Here is a 15182-nt window from a genome sequence, read left to right as displayed (position 1 = left end):
ATAATCGACTGTTATGAATGAGCCGCTCACCCTTCTCGGTTTTCCGACCACATCCCTCGAACTCATCTCCTTCGTCCTGGCGATCGTGACGGTGCTGCTGAACATCCGCCGCATCCACTGGGCCTGGCTGTTCGCCATCGTGTCGTCGGCGACCTACGGCATCGTGTTCTTCAAGGCCCGCCTGTACGGCGACGCAGGCCTGCAGGCCGTCTTCATCGCCGCCTCGATCTGGGGCTGGTACGAATGGCTGCGCGGGAAAGGCGAGGACGACCAGCCGCTGGTGGTGACGCGCCTGGATCGCGCCGGCTGGACCTGGTCGCTGGCCGGCTGGGCGCTCGGTTTCCTGGCGCTGTCCTGGTTCCTGCACGCCTTCACGGACACCGACGTGCCGCACATGGACGGCTTCCTGACCGCCGGCAGCCTGCTCGGCACCGTGCTCGCGGCGCGCAAGAAAGTCGAGAACTGGCATGTGTGGATCGCGGTCGACGTGCTCTACGTCGGCCTGTATGTCTACAAGAACCTGCACCTGACCGCGATCCTGTACGCGGTGTTCGTGATCATGGCGGCGCTGGGCCTGCGCACCTGGGCGCGCGCGGCGCGCGAGGGCGTGCGATGAGCCGGGGTTCGTCACCGAAGCGGATCGCCATCCTCGGCGCCGAATCGACCGGCAAGTCGACCCTCGCGCCCGCGCTGGCGGCGCGCTACGGCACGCTGTGGGTGCCGGAATACCTGCGCGAATTCGTCGAGGCCCAGAACCGGGTGCCCTTCGAGGACGACCAGCCGGGCATCGCGCGCACCCAGCTCGCGCGCGAGGAGGCGATGGCGGCATCGCCGGAAGCGCAGGACTTCCTGTTCTGCGACACCACGCCGCTGCTGACCGCGGTCTACAGCCGCATCTACTGGGGCCGGGTGCCACCCGAGCTGCTGGCGCTGGAAGCACGGCACGATTACGCGGCGACCCTGGTCGCGGGCCTGGACCTGCCCTGGGTGCCGGACGGCCTGCAGCGGGAATCGGAAGAGGTGCGCAAGCAGGTGCACGAATGCCTGCTGGCGGTGCTGCGCGAACGGTGCATCCCGTTCACGCTGCTGGAGGGCGACCTGCCGCGGCGCATGCGGCAGGTGGAGGCGCTGCTCGCTTAGAAGTCGAACTGGCCGGAGAGGCGGAAGGTGCGCGGCGCGCCCGGCAGCAGGTAGCCGCCCAGCGCCGGCGTGACGTCGCGCCAGTAGAACTTGTCGAAGAGGTTGTCGACGCGGGCGCGCAGCGTGATCTTCGTCGCGCCCACCTTCAGGCCGTAGGCGGCGCCCAGGCCGAACACGTGGTAGCCGGGCACCAGCACGCGGTTCTCGACGTCGAAGGCCTTCCTGCCCGCATACTGCCAGTTGGCGTCCAGCTTCAGGCCGGGCAGCCGCGGCACGGCGTATTCGATCCAGGTGGTCGACTTGAAGTTGGGGGCGTCGGTGACGCGCTTGCCGTCGATGGCGGCGTCGCCGGTGCCGTCCTGGCGCGTGTTCAGCGCCATCAGCGAGACGCCCGCCTGCAGGCCGGCGCCCAGCTTGCCGTCCGCCGCCAGCTCGAGGCCGCGATGCGTCTCGCGGCCGCCGCGCACATACGGGTGGCGCTGCTCGGTCTCGCCGTCGACGACGACGGGCAGCGTGCGGTTCGGGTCCGTGTACTCGAGGCCCTGGCGAATCTGGAACAGCGATGCCGACAGGTTCAGGCCGGCCATCGAGCCTTTCATGCCGATCTCGAACTGCTTCGACCGGCCCGGCTCCATCACCTGGTTTTCGTTCGCGGTTTCCATCGGCGCGATGCCGCCGTGCTGCAGCCCATGGCTCACCGCGCCGTAGACGTTCCAGTCGCGGTTCAGGCCATACACCAGCGCGACGCTCGGCAGCAGGAAGGAATCGCGGCTGGCGACGTAGTCCGGATCGATGTAGTCGCGGCGTTTGGTTTGCACATAACGCAGGCCGCCGTGCAGTGTCAGCTGCGACGTGATGCCGACGATGTCCTGGGCGAACAGCGCGCTTTCCTGGTCGCTGCGGCGCTCGAATACCGGCCCGGTGACGCGCTCCGGACCGACGTGCGGCGTGTCCAGCGGATGCCAGATATTGCTGTAGCCGACGTAGTCGTAGACGTAGTCGCCGAAGCTGTCGTGGCGTTCGGCCCAGGACGCGCCCACGGTCAACTGGTGGCGCAGCGCGCCGGTGGCGAAGCGGCCCTGCAGCATGGCCTGCACGCCCCACGGGCTCTTGCGCTCGCCCACGCTCTGGTAATCGTAGACGTCGTAGTCGCCGTTCGAGCAGTAGCCCGGATAGTAGCCATCGCCCTCGTTGCTGCAGCCGTAGGGGAAGGCGGTGTAGTCGTCGCGCTTGAACCAGTGCTTGTTGCCGGCGATGGTCGCCTTCCAGCCATCGGCCAGCCGGTATTCGAAGCGCAGGCCGAGATTGGTGTCGCGGGTGTCGACCGGGCGCGCCCAGGGCTGGTCGTTCATCAGCAGCTTGCTGGAGACGCCGCTCGGCAGCACTTCGCCGCGGATCAGCTGGTAGCCCGGCGCCGTGAGCTGGGCCTTGTGCTGGTAATCCATGTCCAGCTCCAGTTTCGCATCGGGACTGATCTGCCAGTCGAAGGCGCCGGAGACGAACTGGCGCTCGCCGTTCGCGCCGCGCACATAGGAGTGCAGGTCGGCCGCGGCGGCGTTGATGCGATAGCCGAAGCGGCGGTCCTCGAAGCGGCCGCCCAGGTCGACGGTGCCGTACAGGGTGCCGCGCTCGCTGACTTCCACGGTGGCGGAGCGCAGCGGCGTATTGGTCGGGCGCTTGGTCACGTAGTTGACGATGCCGCCCGGCGTGGCGACGCCGGCGCTGAGGCCGGCCAGGCCCTTCAGCACCTCGATGCGTTCCTTGTTCTCGAGCGCGATCTGGGTGTCGCCCGGGATCGCGAAGCCGTCCTTGCGGTAGCTGTAGTTGTTATCGAGGGCGAAGCCGCGGATCGAGAACTGCTCGGCATAGCCGACCGCGTTGTAGGCGTCGCTGACCGAGGCGTCGTAGCGCATGGCCTCGGTGGCCGAGCGGATCGACAAGTCCTGCATCTGGCTGCGGCCGATGGCGGTGATCGAGGCCGGGGTGTCGACGATGGCGGTGTCGGCGAAACCGCCGACGGCGGCACGCTCCAGGTTGGGCGCCCGGGCGCCGGTGACGACCACTTCGGCGATCGGCTGGCCTTGTTCTTGCGCGTGGGCGTTGAAAGCGAAGGCTTGCGCGATGGCGCAGGCCAGGAGGGAATACTTCAGTTCAGGTTTCATTCGTTTGCTCGTCATCGCGCGCCGTTTGGCGTCGCTGCTTTTAAAAAAAGCCGGAGCCAACTGGGGGAAGGGCAAACAGGGATGGGCGCCATCTCAGGCACCGCTTTGCGCTTTCCTTCGCTGGCATTATCCAGATCAGGTACGAAGGGTATCTCTCACCCGGCAGCGAACATCTGCTGCCAGGACCCCTAGCGAAGGCGCGAGTGTAGCACGGAAGCGAACGGGCGTGGTGCTTGTGGCAAGCCGTAACGCAGGCTTCGCGCAACGGGCGCCCCAGGCGCTGTTCATCGGTAGCAGCCTGGCTCGGCAACAAAAGTCGGGGTGCACGCGTTTCGGCGGGGGGGAAGGGCGTATGCTATGCACAGACTCCCAACCGCAGATGGAGGCCACGATGTCCGTCACCAATGCTTCTGCCGGCACCAATGTCCACGAGATCGCCGACGGTGTCTACCGTATCAATACCCCGGTCGACATCGTGCCGGGCGGCTTCTCCTTCAACCAGTACCTGATCGTCGACGAGCAGCCGCTGCTGTTTCACACGGGACCGCGAAAGATGTTCCCGCTGGTGCGGGAAGCGGTCGCCAGCATCATGCCGGCCAGCCAGCTGCGCTTCATTGCCTTGTCGCATTTCGAAGCGGACGAATGCGGTTCGCTGAACGAGTGGCTGGCCGCCGCGCCCCACGCCGTGCCGCTGTGCAGCCAGGTTGCGGCCATGGTGTCGGTGAACGATTTCGCGGACCGGCCGGCCCACGCAATGGCGGATGGCGCCGAGCTCAGCCTGGGGAAACGTTCGGTCAAATGGCTGGATGCGCCGCATTTGCCGCACGGCTGGGAAACCGGCTTCCTGATGGACACGCACACCCTGACGATGTTTTGCGGCGACCTGTTCACCCAGGGCGGCACGGGCGCCGATGTCCTGACCTCGGATGACATCCTGGAGCACAGCGAAGCCTTCCGCAAACCCATGGATTACTTTTCGCACTCGACGAATACCAGGCAATTGATCGAGCACCTCGCCGCCGAAGCACCCTGGACCCTGGCCTGCATGCATGGCAACGCCTGGAGCGGGGATGGGGCGCGGCTGCTGCGGGCTCTTGGGGAAAGGCTCGTCGGCAGCTAATTGCAGGCCAGACGAAACGCTAGGTGCAGTCGGCTACAGCATCATGAAAGTCGTGCTCGTGCACTAGCAGGATTCTGGCCCCAGCTTTTCTTAACGCCACAGCCATTTCGACTTTTCGACCGTAGCATGCATATGCCCAGCACGGATTTCCATCGGCCCCGATAATGAGATAGTCGAGCTTTTTTGATACTGAGTTTGTGAATGTAGCGCCGAGACCCTCGACGATTTCGCGTAACTCATCTCGTGAATACTTGGCCGAAGATCCGGTAAAGCCAAAGACTTTCCCTTCAAAAGTCACGTCTGGACACACTGCACAGACGGCAGTCGTAGAGAGTGCTTTATGTGAAGTTGCTACCGATCGACTTTCCGAAATGGCTGTGAACTCGGCAAAAAAATTGAGAAGTAGTTCGTGACTGCTTGCCATTATCGTCTTATCCCTCAATACGGTCGTGATGACGCTTTCGACCTCTTCATATGGCCAACGAGTCTTCAGGTGTTCGTGTTCATATAGCCAGTCGGCCAAGCCGCGAAGTTCCGTCTCGTTGATTTCCCCGTCTGCGGCGATTCCCCCCATTAGGCCGTGAAGGCGCTGCATATCGGCAGTGGCCGTGTCGAAAAAATCTGCTGACATCAACTTCTCACACAGCCAAAGTATGTTCTGCCTTTCGTCATCGGTGAGGATGCCGTCGGCAATCGCTGCGTCGACTACTGGAATCAGTTCATTGAAAGGATGGCTGTACTGCAGTTGGCGGTTTTCGTTCAACCAAGCTTCAACGTAGGCCAGTTCTTTCTCATTGACCGTGCCATCGATCGCGATGCCTTCAATTAGACCGATCAGCGAGTTAATAGCTTTCTCCAGGCGTGCTCGGCCGGTAAAACGATAGTAAGGTCGATAGTCGATATTCATTATGCATCCTCCACATTTGATGAATTCCTGGAAGTGGGAGCTTTCCTCGCCCGGGCTTCGTCGTACAGCGTTCTAGCGTACGCTTAATTTCCTCTATGAATCTCACCAATTGTTGCGACGAGTTGACAGCACTAAGATGACAAATGGCGTCAAGGTCACTGAAGACGGCGAATGAAAAAGGCCGCTGAAACTTCAGCGGCCCAGGTGACAAATATGACTCTGCTTGAACTCAGATCTGCGCCGGCTCCAGCACCGGCGCCGCATGTTCGACATGGGCGCGTGCGTGCATCAGGTGGCGCTGCAGGGTGCTGCGGGCAGATTCGCCGATCAGGCGCCAGTGCTCGCGGCGCTGGGCCGCGCGCTTGCGGTGCTTGGACGGCATCTCGGACAGCGGCTTGACGTAGAAGGGCAGCGCGATACGGTAGCCCTGCTTGCCAGGCATCTCTTCGCCGCCCAGGATTTTCCAGAAGCCGTCGTAGGCGTTGGCGAAGTGCTTTTCGGGGTCCGGATCGTAGGCGAGGTGGTCTTCGCTGCGGATCGCGACCACCTGGTCGATGCCGACCGCCTGCGCCACGCCCTGCATCGCGGCGAAGCAGAAGAAGCTGGGCGAGTTGTTCGGGAACACGCGCTCGAAGGCTTCGAAGGCGGCGCCGGAATCGATCCAGCGGCCCTGGTTACGGGCGATGAAGGGGACCACAGGCGCGTCGACGCCGACCATGTGGCCTTCGAGCCAGCTGAAGGAAAGGCGGTGCAGGCATTTGCCGTCGGCGACCAGGGCCAGGGTCAGGTCGCCCTCGGCATTGCTGCGCGAGGCCATTTCGAGCTGGATCATGAAGCTGCTGCCTTCGGCATCAATCTGCCACAGCGGCAGGCAGCGGGCGCCGTAGACGGCCTGCTTGTAGGCTTCGTTGAAGGTGGTTTCCTCGAAGCGGTAGTGGCTCAGGACCGCCTGCACGCGCCGGCGCGCCGACATGCCCTTGACCAGGTAGTCGCGGTGACTCAGGTGGTGGAAGGCGTCGTCGTTCGGCGGCAGCGCCACGTGATTGCGGTAGACGCCGAGCTGGCACAGGGCGCGGTGGTCGCGCATGTAGGCCAGCACGCGCAGGCTGCGTGCGATGCACAGGATCCAGGAAGTGAGGCTGTACTGGCTGCGGCGGGCCATCCAGTGCTTGCTGAGGTGAGCGAAAATCATGGTGCGCTCCGGGCGTTCATTATCGGGGTGGTTCTATCTTGACTCACCGGCCCGGTCGGCACGGTGATATTGCTCAACGGAAATAAAATGCTGGGCAGGTCAAGATCGGCACGCTCGATAACGCATCCCTTTTGTATTTTTCTTTGTGATCACGATGTCTCTTGTTGATTTTTTGTCAGGCAAATATCGCCATTTGCAAGACTAGCACGATTGCCGCGCCGAACATCGAAAACCTCATGAATAATTGAGTCATCCTGAATAAGTTGAGAAGTGGGGAATGATGTACGAACTTTTTTACTGGGCCGGAATCATGGGCAATGAGGCCTAGCGAGAACTCTTATTAACTGTTGCCGTCAGCCATTCTTGGCAAGGGTCATGGCGAGGTACCTCAACGCGAGTTATTCCGTTGGAGCGGACTGTTGATCTAGTTCCCTCAAGCTTCTGACATCTGCCAACGCTGCCCCTGTGCAGTCGAGCAAGAATCCCCCCTTGCTCAATCCGCACGGAGAGAAACATGGCTGTAGACGCTTACCTCAAAATTGAGGGCATCAATGGGGAATCGACCGATGAACGCCATAAGGACTGGATCGAGGTTTTCAACGTCCTTTACGCGGTCAATCAGCCCAGAGCCGAAAGCATATCGACTGCTGGCGGGATGACGAGTGGAAGGGCAGAGCTGTACCCGCTCACCTTCAGGAAGTTGGCCGATATCGCGTCCCCGGTTCTGCTGCAAACCTGCGCAGCTGGCAAAACGATCCCCAAAGCTACTTTTGAGTTCATGCGGGCTGACGGTGAAGGCAAGCCCATCCCTTACTTCAAGATCGAACTTGAACATTTGATGATCGCGAACATGACGCCGGATAGCGGTGAGGGCGGACTCATAAGCGAACGAGTGCAACTAGCCTATGCAAAGATCAAGTGGACTTACACCCGCCAAAGCATCAAGGGCGGTGCGCAGGGCAATTCGTCGGGCGGCTGGGACTGTAACGCTAACAAAGTGTGCTAAGCGGAGGCGAACATGGCCGAACCCTATCACGGCGATGACATGGTCGTCTGCCCGCTCGACTTTACCGACTTTAAACGCACTTGTGCTGTCATCGTATCGGGTGACGGCATCAATGCTTGCGGTCATGCGCTCCTTCACGTGGGCGATGCCTGGTACTCCCACGTGGCAGGCGTTTACGACCTACCCAAATTCATGCATGAGAGCGGTTATCAGCGATACTTGAAGGAGAACGGTAAGCGCGAAATTCGACGGTGGATTGTCAAACTGGCTGACCCTGTAGGCGCTCATCTAAAGTTGCATGAACTGATGAAAAAGCCGTGGTTATGGGGTGTTTTGCCTCACAATTGTGCTTCGTTTGTTGAGGAAGTCATGAAGGCCGGTGGGAGCAACGCAGGCATGTATCTTAACTGCCCTCGAGCGGAGGCTTTTGCATGATGCGGACAGCCCTCATTTCTCTTGGTGCTGCCTTTCTGATGGCTGTGATTACCTATTTGGCGATGCTCCTCCTGGCGCCGACTATGTATGCAGAAAAGGCCTTCAACATCCTTTGCGCCGCATTTGTCGGATCGGCAGTCGTTACATCCATAGCGTTAATCCGCAGGCGACGGTAATCTGCAGAATTTTGTTCATTGTAAAAAGGCAGCTTACGCCGCCCTTCATGCTACCCCTGAAGAAACTTTTTGCCAACGACCAGGTGGCCGTCTGAGTTTTCGCGCGTCAGGTGTTCCGCCTTTGCTCTGACCACTCATCTGTCACCTGAGTCTGCTTCAACGAGATTCAATGAGCTGCCCGGAAAGTGTCCCGTTTCCACCTTTTTTTAGCAAACCACTTGCATCGATCTCAAGCCTGTCGTGCCTCGCAAAACGGTAGAGCGGTCTACTATAGCCCTTCAACCATACGAGGAAGAATTTCATCATGGTGCGACCCTACGAACTTTTTTACTGGCCGACGATCCAGGGGCGTGGCGAATTCGTCCGGCTGGCGCTGGAAGAAGCCGGCGTCGACTACATCGACGTGGCCCGCGAGCCGGGCGGCATGGCGCGACTGATGGCGGCGATGGACGGCCCGGATCATCCGCCCTTTGCGCCGCCCTTCCTGAAGGCGAACGGACTGACGATCGGCCAGACCGCCAACATCCTGCTGTTCCTCGGCCAGCATCATGGGCTGGCGCCCAGCGAGGAGGCCGGCGGCCTGTGGGTGCACCAGCTGCAGCTGACGATCGCCGACCTGGTCGCCGAAGTGCACGAGACCCACCATCCGATCGCGACTTCGCTGTACTACGAGGACCAGCGCCCGGAAGCCAAGCGCCGTTCGGCCGACTTCATCGAGACCCGCATCCCGAAATTCCTCGATTACTTCGAAGGGATCCTGGCGCGGCCCGAGCCCAAGGATTATTTGACGGGCGATACGCTCACCTATGCCGACCTGTCGCTGTTCCAGCTGGTCGAGGGTTTGCGCTATGCCTTCCCGGCGACCATGGGGCGGATCGATGCGGGCTATCCGCTGCTCGGGGCCTTGCGCGACCGCGTGGCGGCGAGGCCGCGGATTGCGGCTTACCTGAAATCGAAGCGGCGGATCGCGTTCAATGAGGAGGGGATTTTCCGGCATTATCCGGAGTTGGAGCAGCAGGAGAAGTAGCACCTCATTCCTGCTTTTTAGCCTTTGTTCCCGCGAAGGCGGGGACCCAAGTCCTGCTTGCGCCAACAGTACGCACACAAACTTGGTTTCCCGCCTGCGCGGGAACGACGAGCAAGCGCGGGAATGACGGTTTAGCGGTCCCAGGCTGGCGCAAAGTCCGGGCTGACCAAGCGTTCACCACGCTCCAGCCCATCGATCGCGGCGATATCCTCCGCCGACAAGCGAAGCGCCAATGCCCCCAGATTGGCGGCCAGGTTCTCCCGCTTCGTCGACGAAGGAATCACCGCATACCCCTTCGCCATCGACCACGCCAGCGCCGCCTGCGCCGGCGTCGCGTTCAAGCGCGCGGCAATCGACAGGACCGCAGGATCGGCCAGCACCTTCCCGTACGCCAGCGGCATGTAGGCCGTCACATGAATCCCGTGTTCGCGCGCAAAACCGGCCACGCCACGGTTCTGCAGGAACGGATGCAGCTCCACCTGATTGGTGGCGATGTTCGACGCGCCGACGGCGTCGATCGCCTGCGCCAGCAGCGCCTTCGTAAAATTCGACACGCCGACCGCAGCGCTCAGCCCCTGCGCGCGCGCTTCAAGTAAAGCCTGCATCGATTCGGCCACCGGCACCGCGCCCTGCGGCGAAGGCCAGTGGATCAGGGTCAGGTCGACCTGCTCGAGGCGCAGCTTGTGCAGGCTGTCCTTCAGGCTGGCAATCAGCTTGTCGCCGCCCAGGTTCTCGGTCCAGATCTTGGTGGTGACGAAGACCTCGCGGCGCGGCACCTCGGCGGCCTGCAGCGCCGCGCCGACCTCGGCCTCGTTGCCGTAGATCTGGGCGGTGTCGACGTGGCGGTAGCCCAGTTCCAGGCCGTTACTGACGGAATCGATGGCTTGCTGGCCCTGCAGGCGGAAGGTGCCGAGGCCGAGTTGCGGAATGGTGTTCATGACTAATCTCCCGAGAAGAATTTAGTGGGTAAGGACGGCGGTGTCCGAAGCGGCAGGCGCCGCGATGCCGCGCGCCGCGTCGCGCCGGTCCAGGCGGCCGGCCAGGGTGGTGAGAAGCAGCGCGCCCAGCACCACCAGGGCGCCGATCCAGGGCGTGGCCATCAGGCCGATGCGGTCGACGATGATGCCGCCGCCCCAGGCGCCCAGCGCGATGCCGACGTTGAAGGCGGCGATGTTCAGGCCCGAGGCCACGTCCACCGCCTGCGGCGCATCGCGGCCGGCGCGCTGCACCACATACACCTGCAGGCCCGGCACATTGCCGAAGGCGACCGCGCCCCAGGCCAGCACGGTGACGAGTACCGCGATCTTGTTGGCGGCGGTGAACTGCAGCACCAGCAGCACGGCGGCCAGCAGCGCGAACACGATCTGGAGCGCGCGCACCGGGCCCTTGCGGTCGGCCAGCTTGCCGCCCCAGATATTCCCGAAGGCGACCGAGACGCCGTACACCAGCATCACCAGCCCGACCGCACCGGCCGAGAAGCCGGCCACCTGCTGCAGGATCGGCGCCAGGTAAGTAAAGGCGACGAAGGTGCCGCCGTAGCCCAGCGTGGTCATGGCATACACCAGCAGCAGGCGCGGTTTCTTCAGCACCGACATTTGCGTGAGCAGCGAGGATGGCTTGCTGCCGGCGATCGCGCGAGGGACCAGCAAAGCGATGCCGATGAAGGCGATCACGCCCAGCATGGCCACCGCCAGGAAGGTCATCTGCCAGCCGAAGTGCTGGCCGATGAAGGTCCCGAGCGGCACGCCTGTCACCAGGGCGACGGTCAGGCCGCTGAACATCAGGGCGATCGCGCTGGCCGCTTTCTCTTTCGGCACCAGGCTGGTGGCGATGGTCGAGCCGATCGAGAAGAACACGCCGTGCGCCAGGCCGGTCAGCACGCGCGCGGCCATCAGCGCTTCGTAGCCGGGCGCCATCCAGGCGACCAGGTTCCCGGCCGTGAACAGCAGCATCAGGCCGAGCAGCAGCAGCTTGCGCGGCACGCGGCCGGTGAGGGCGGTCAGCACCGGCGCGCCGATGGCGACGCCCAGCGCATACAGGCTGACCAGCAGGCCGGCCGAGGGCACGGACACCTGCAGGCTGGCGGCGATGGTGGGGATCAGGCCGACGATCACGAATTCGGTGGTCCCGATGGCGAAGGCGCTGAGTGTCAGCGCCCAGAGTGCGAGTGGCATGGTGGATTCTCCTGTTGCCTTTGATCGAAACCAGCATTCTGCCGACCGCGGCGTGCAAGAAAAACATGCCGTCGTACAATAGACTTTTGACTCGGAGTCACAAATGCTCGATGTCGGCGCCTTGATTACCTTCGTCACCGTCACGGAAACGGGCTCGTTCTCGACCGCCGCCCAGCAGCTGGGGCAGACGCCCTCGGGCGTCTCGCGTACCGTCTCGCGGCTTGAAAAAGAGCTGGGGATGACGCTCATGCACCGCACCACGCGGCGCCTCGACCTGACCGCTGAAGGGGCCTGGCTGCTGGAGCGCGCGCGCCGGGTGCTGGGGGAACTGGAAGATACCGAGGCCCAGGCGGCGGCAAGGCGCGGCCATCCGGCGGGACTGGTGCGCGTGAACGCCGCCACGCCGACGCTCGACCATTTGATTGCGCCGCTGGTGGCGGACTTCCTCGACCAGTACCCGCAAGTGTCGCTGGAGCTCACCAGCGGCGAGACCTACGTCGACCTGATCGAGGAAAAAGTCGACGTCGCGATCCGCATCGGCATCCTGCCCGACTCCAGCCTGAACGCGCGCCTGCTGGGCCATAGCCGCATCCGCGTGCTGGCCGCGCCTTCCTACCTCGAACGCCACGGCCGCCCCGGCAAGGTGGCCGACCTGGCCGCACACCGCCTGCTGGGCTTCACGTCGCCGGCCACGCTGAATACCTGGCCGCTGAGCGACGGCGGGCACGAAGGCTGGGCCGCCAGGCCGAAGGTGACGGTGTCCAGCGGCGAGACCCTGCGCCACCTGGCACTGGAAGGGGCCGGCATCGTCAGCCTGTCGGACTTCCTGACCAAGGCGGACGTGGCCGCCGGCCGCCTGGTGCCGGTGCTGGAGCAGTGCGCGCTGCCCTGGCGCCAGCCGGTGTGGGCGGTGTTCTACAAGCAGGAGGCGCTGGCGCCGCGCGTGGCGGCCCTGGTCGACTTCCTGGCGCAGCGCCTGTCGGCCGTGCTGGAAACGCGCTGAACGGCGGCTTGTTGTTTTGCTCATGCATGGGTTAGCATCCTTTGGCCAGACCAATATGCCAACCAGCAGAGGATCCATGACACAACGCCGCCAGTTCCTGATCAATGCGCCGCTCGGCCTGCTCGCCGTGGCCGGGGCCTCATCGTCCACATTCGGCGCCGAACCCGTCCCCCAGGTCGCCGACACGCCCGGCGCCCCACCCACTTTCGGCGCCACCCCGGCGGTCGGTCCGGAGGTCACGCCCGCGACCTTCGCGGAAGCCGAAAAGCTGATGCAGGTTCGATTGAGCCCGGCCGAGCGCCAGATGGCGGCCGGCAGCTGGCGCGTGTCGCTGGCATCGACGATGGAGCGCCGCACCGGCCCGCGCAAGCTGGCGATCGGGGACAGCGTGGCCCCGGCCACGGTCTGGCATCCCGCTGCCGCGGTGGGCGCACCGGCCGGTCCTGCGCAGGAGCGCTTCGTCCGCAGCCGCAACGACGCCGGTCCGCTGCCGAAGAAGGACGAAGACATCGCCTTCGCCCCGGTCACCAGGCTCTCGCGCTGGATCGAGAGCCGCGCCATCACGTCCGAGCGCCTGACCCGCATCTATATGGAGCGCATCAAGCGCCTTGACGGCAAGCTGCGCAGCGTGATCACCCTCACCGGGGAACATGCATTGGCGCGCGCCCGCCTGGCCGACAAGGAGATCGCCGCCGGCAAATACCGCGGCCCGCTGCACGGCATCCCGTATGGCGTGAAGGACTTGCTGGACACCAAGGACATCCGCACCACCTGGGGCGCGGACTTCTACCAGGACCGCGTGCCGGCCCGGGATGCCGCGGTGGTGGCGAAGCTGGACGCCGCCGGCGCCGTGCTGCTCGCGAAGCTGAGCCTGGGCGCGCTGGCGCTGAACGACATCTGGTTCGGCGGTCAAACGATGAATCCTTGGCTGCTGGAAGAGGGCGCCTCTGGCTCGAGCGCCGGCCCGGGCGCGGCTACGGCCGCGGGCCTGGTCGGCTTCTCGATCGGCAGCGAGACCGGCGGCAGCATCGTCAGCCCGGCGATGCGCTGCGGCGTGACCGGCCTGCGTCCGACCTATGGCCGGGTGCCGCGCACCGGCGCCATGACCTTGTGCTGGTCGCTGGATAAACTCGGCCCGATGACGCGCAGCGTCGAGGATGCGATGCTGGTGCTGAAGGCGATTTCCGGCGTCGACGCGGGCGATGCCGCGAGCGTGCCGGCCAGGCTGGATTACGACGCGAATGCCAAGCTGGCCGGTTTGAAGGTCGGCTACTTTGCCGACTGGATGAAGGAAGCCCCGGCCACCGACGTCGACCGCGCCGCGCTGGAAAGCCTGAAGAAGCTGGGCCTGGCGCCGGTGCCGGTGAGCCTGCCGGACTGGCCGTACCAGTCGCTGAATGCGGTGCTGTTCGCGGAAGCGGCGGCGGCTTTCGAGGAGATCACGCTGGACCACCGCGTCGACCGCCTGAAGGCCCAGGTGCCGGATGCCTGGCCGAACCTGTTCCGCGAAGCCCGCTTCCTGTCGGCGGTCGACTTCGTGCAGGGCGACCGCATGCGGCGCAAGGTGGCGCTGGAGATGTCGCGCATCTTCCAGCAGGTCGACCTGCTGCTGGTGCCCTCGCTGCGCGACGAGATGCTGACGATCTCGAATTTCACGGGCCATCCGTCGCTGACCCTGCGCACGGGGTCGGTGGAGGTGGCGCAGGCCAGGTCCGACTGGGCGCCGAACCCGGCGCAGCCGCTACCGGGCTTCTCGCCGCCGCGCCGCGTGCCGCATGGCGTGACCCTGATCGGGCGCCTGTTCGATGAGGGGACGATAGGGCGCGTGGGGCTGGCGCTGGAGAAGGTGGCGGGTGTGGCGGGCGAAAGGCCGCCGGGGTTTTAAATCACGCCCCGCCAGTCCGCTCCAGCCGCTTGTAATACACCAGCGAAAACACCACCGGCGCCAAGGCCCCCGCCAGCAGCGCCGCAGTCGCCACATACCCGGGCAAGCCAAGCAGCGCGGACAACACCACCACCAGTCCGCCCGCGACCATGCTCTTGCCGGCCAGCCGGTGCGTCGCATACCAGACCCGGTCGCTGGCCAGGGTCCACGGGGTGCGCACGCCGAGCCAGAAATTGCGCTTGACCTTGCCCAGCACATTCCCCAGCAGGACGATGGCGACGCCGATGCCGCCGAACAGGGCGCGGCCGATGTCCAGCGATCCGTCGCGCAGCACCGCCAGCAGGATGCACTGGACGTAGGCCAGCAGCCCGACCGTCACCAGGCCGCTGAACCACCAGCTGCCGCTGAAGCCTTCGACCCGATACCTGTCCGGCGACACCCGCGGCAGCCCCGGCCACAACAGGATCATCAGCCCCATGATCAGCGGCTCGAGGAAGACCGTGGCGCGCGGGCCGTGGCCGTTGACCTGGCCGGCTGCGTCCCAGTGCGTGGGAATGGTGGCGGGCAGGTCGGGGTACACGAAGATGGTCGCCGCCAGGACCAGCAGGAACAGCGGAACCGACCACCACATGAAACCTTGCTTCGTCATTCTTTTTCTCCTTTGGCGCCACGCGCCATGTCCAGGGTCCAGGCCAGCACATCCTCCAGGACCGTCGTGTTCAGCGCGTACCAGATGGTCTGGCCCTCGCGCCGGCTGCTGACCAGGCCGGCTTCCTTCAGCACCGAGAAATGGTGCGACATGGTCGGCTTGGTCATGTCGAAGCGGGCGGCGACGTCGCCGGCCGTCATCTCTTCCTTGCGCAGCAGATGCAGGATCTCGCGGCGCGTCGGATCGGCGATGGCTTTGAAGGCGCCGGTAAGCTTGCCCGTCATATTCGATTCTTTTCTAATTAGA

General features: G+C 64.1%; 15 protein-coding genes and 1 riboswitch. Of the genes, 8 read left to right on the top strand and 7 right to left on the bottom strand.

The window, feature by feature from the left end:
- Positions 1-13 precede the first annotated feature (13 nt).
- A complete protein-coding gene (gene pnuC / locus ACFPO9_RS08540; RefSeq protein WP_379769465.1) occupies positions 14-616 on the top strand; it encodes a nicotinamide riboside transporter PnuC in 603 nt (200 codons plus the stop codon).
- Positions 613-1140: an AAA family ATPase gene (locus ACFPO9_RS08535; protein WP_379769463.1), complete on the top strand. Its 528-nt coding sequence runs from the start codon at positions 613-615 to the stop codon at positions 1138-1140. Before pnuC ends, ACFPO9_RS08535 begins: the two co-directional genes overlap by 4 nt.
- Here the strand turns inward: ACFPO9_RS08535 and ACFPO9_RS08530 are convergent.
- Positions 1137-3302: a TonB-dependent siderophore receptor gene (locus ACFPO9_RS08530; RefSeq protein ID WP_379769461.1), complete on the bottom strand. Its 2166-nt coding sequence runs from the start codon at positions 3300-3302 to the stop codon at positions 1137-1139. The genes ACFPO9_RS08535 and ACFPO9_RS08530 overlap by 4 nt on opposite strands.
- Before the next feature lie 95 nt (positions 3303-3397).
- Positions 3398-3502: riboswitch (TPP riboswitch) on the bottom strand.
- 191 nt (positions 3503-3693) lie between these two features.
- Between ACFPO9_RS08530 and ACFPO9_RS08525 the strand changes: the two genes are divergently transcribed.
- A complete protein-coding gene (locus ACFPO9_RS08525; RefSeq protein WP_379769459.1) occupies positions 3694-4422 on the top strand; it encodes an oxygen-binding di-iron domain-containing protein in 729 nt (242 codons plus the stop codon).
- A 19-nt stretch (positions 4423-4441) separates the two neighbouring features.
- On the opposite strand, the gene ACFPO9_RS08520 is transcribed toward ACFPO9_RS08525, so the two are convergent.
- The gene (locus ACFPO9_RS08520) at positions 4442-5329 is read right to left on the bottom strand and encodes a BRCT domain-containing protein (RefSeq protein WP_379769457.1); all 888 of its coding nucleotides are present in this window, start codon (positions 5327-5329) and stop codon (positions 4442-4444) included.
- Positions 5330-5558: 229 nt separating this feature from the next.
- Positions 5559-6521, bottom strand: a complete 963-nt coding sequence (locus ACFPO9_RS08515) for a DUF535 family protein (RefSeq protein WP_379769455.1) — start codon at positions 6519-6521, stop codon at positions 5559-5561.
- Between the two features lie 514 nt (positions 6522-7035).
- On the opposite strand from ACFPO9_RS08515, the gene ACFPO9_RS08510 reads away from it, so the two are divergent.
- The 3 genes from ACFPO9_RS08510 to ACFPO9_RS08500 all read left to right on the top strand — a co-directional run bounded on the left by ACFPO9_RS08510 (position 7036) and on the right by ACFPO9_RS08500 (position 9165).
- Entirely contained in the window at positions 7036-7527 is a 492-nt protein-coding gene (locus ACFPO9_RS08510) for an Hcp family type VI secretion system effector (protein ID WP_379769453.1), read from the top strand.
- A 12-nt stretch (positions 7528-7539) separates the two neighbouring features.
- A complete protein-coding gene (locus ACFPO9_RS08505) occupies positions 7540-7962 on the top strand; it encodes a hypothetical protein (protein WP_379769451.1) in 423 nt (140 codons plus the stop codon).
- A 480-nt stretch (positions 7963-8442) separates the two neighbouring features.
- Positions 8443-9165 carry a glutathione S-transferase gene (locus tag ACFPO9_RS08500; RefSeq protein ID WP_379769448.1) on the top strand — a complete coding sequence of 241 codons (723 nt, stop codon included), beginning with the start codon at positions 8443-8445 and terminating at the stop codon, positions 9163-9165.
- Between the two features lie 131 nt (positions 9166-9296).
- Here ACFPO9_RS08500 and dkgB read toward each other — a convergent pair whose 3' ends face one another.
- Positions 9297-10103 (bottom strand): 2,5-didehydrogluconate reductase DkgB, encoded by an 807-nt coding sequence (dkgB, locus tag ACFPO9_RS08495; RefSeq protein ID WP_379769446.1) that lies wholly within the window; start codon positions 10101-10103, stop codon positions 9297-9299.
- A 21-nt stretch (positions 10104-10124) separates the two neighbouring features.
- Complete coding sequence (locus ACFPO9_RS08490; RefSeq protein WP_379769444.1) at positions 10125-11339, bottom strand: MFS transporter; 1215 nt, start codon at positions 11337-11339, stop codon at positions 10125-10127.
- Positions 11340-11442: 103 nt separating this feature from the next.
- Between ACFPO9_RS08490 and ACFPO9_RS08485 the strand changes: the two genes are divergently transcribed.
- Together ACFPO9_RS08485 and ACFPO9_RS08480 are read left to right on the top strand one after the other, a co-directional pair.
- Positions 11443-12342: a LysR family transcriptional regulator gene (locus ACFPO9_RS08485; RefSeq protein WP_379769442.1), complete on the top strand. Its 900-nt coding sequence runs from the start codon at positions 11443-11445 to the stop codon at positions 12340-12342.
- Positions 12343-12418: 76 nt separating this feature from the next.
- Positions 12419-14227 (top strand): amidase, encoded by a 1809-nt coding sequence (locus ACFPO9_RS08480; protein WP_379769440.1) that lies wholly within the window; start codon positions 12419-12421, stop codon positions 14225-14227.
- Between the two features lies 1 nt (position 14228).
- Here the strand turns inward: ACFPO9_RS08480 and ACFPO9_RS08475 are convergent, their stop codons facing one another.
- Together ACFPO9_RS08475 and ACFPO9_RS08470 are read right to left on the bottom strand one after the other, a co-directional pair.
- The gene (locus ACFPO9_RS08475) at positions 14229-14876 is read right to left on the bottom strand and encodes an SdpI family protein (protein WP_379769438.1); all 648 of its coding nucleotides are present in this window, start codon (positions 14874-14876) and stop codon (positions 14229-14231) included.
- On the bottom strand, positions 14873-15160 hold the full coding sequence (locus ACFPO9_RS08470) for an autorepressor SdpR family transcription factor (protein ID WP_379769436.1): 288 nt from the start codon (positions 15158-15160) through the stop codon (positions 14873-14875). Before ACFPO9_RS08470 ends, ACFPO9_RS08475 begins: the two co-directional genes overlap by 4 nt.
- Positions 15161-15182 lie beyond the last annotated feature (22 nt).

It is taken from the genome of Massilia aerilata, from assembly GCF_042656905.1.
GTDB classification, from domain to species: domain Bacteria; phylum Pseudomonadota; class Gammaproteobacteria; order Burkholderiales; family Burkholderiaceae_D; genus Telluria; species Telluria aerilata.
This window is presented reverse-complemented; position numbering and strand designations above follow the sequence as displayed.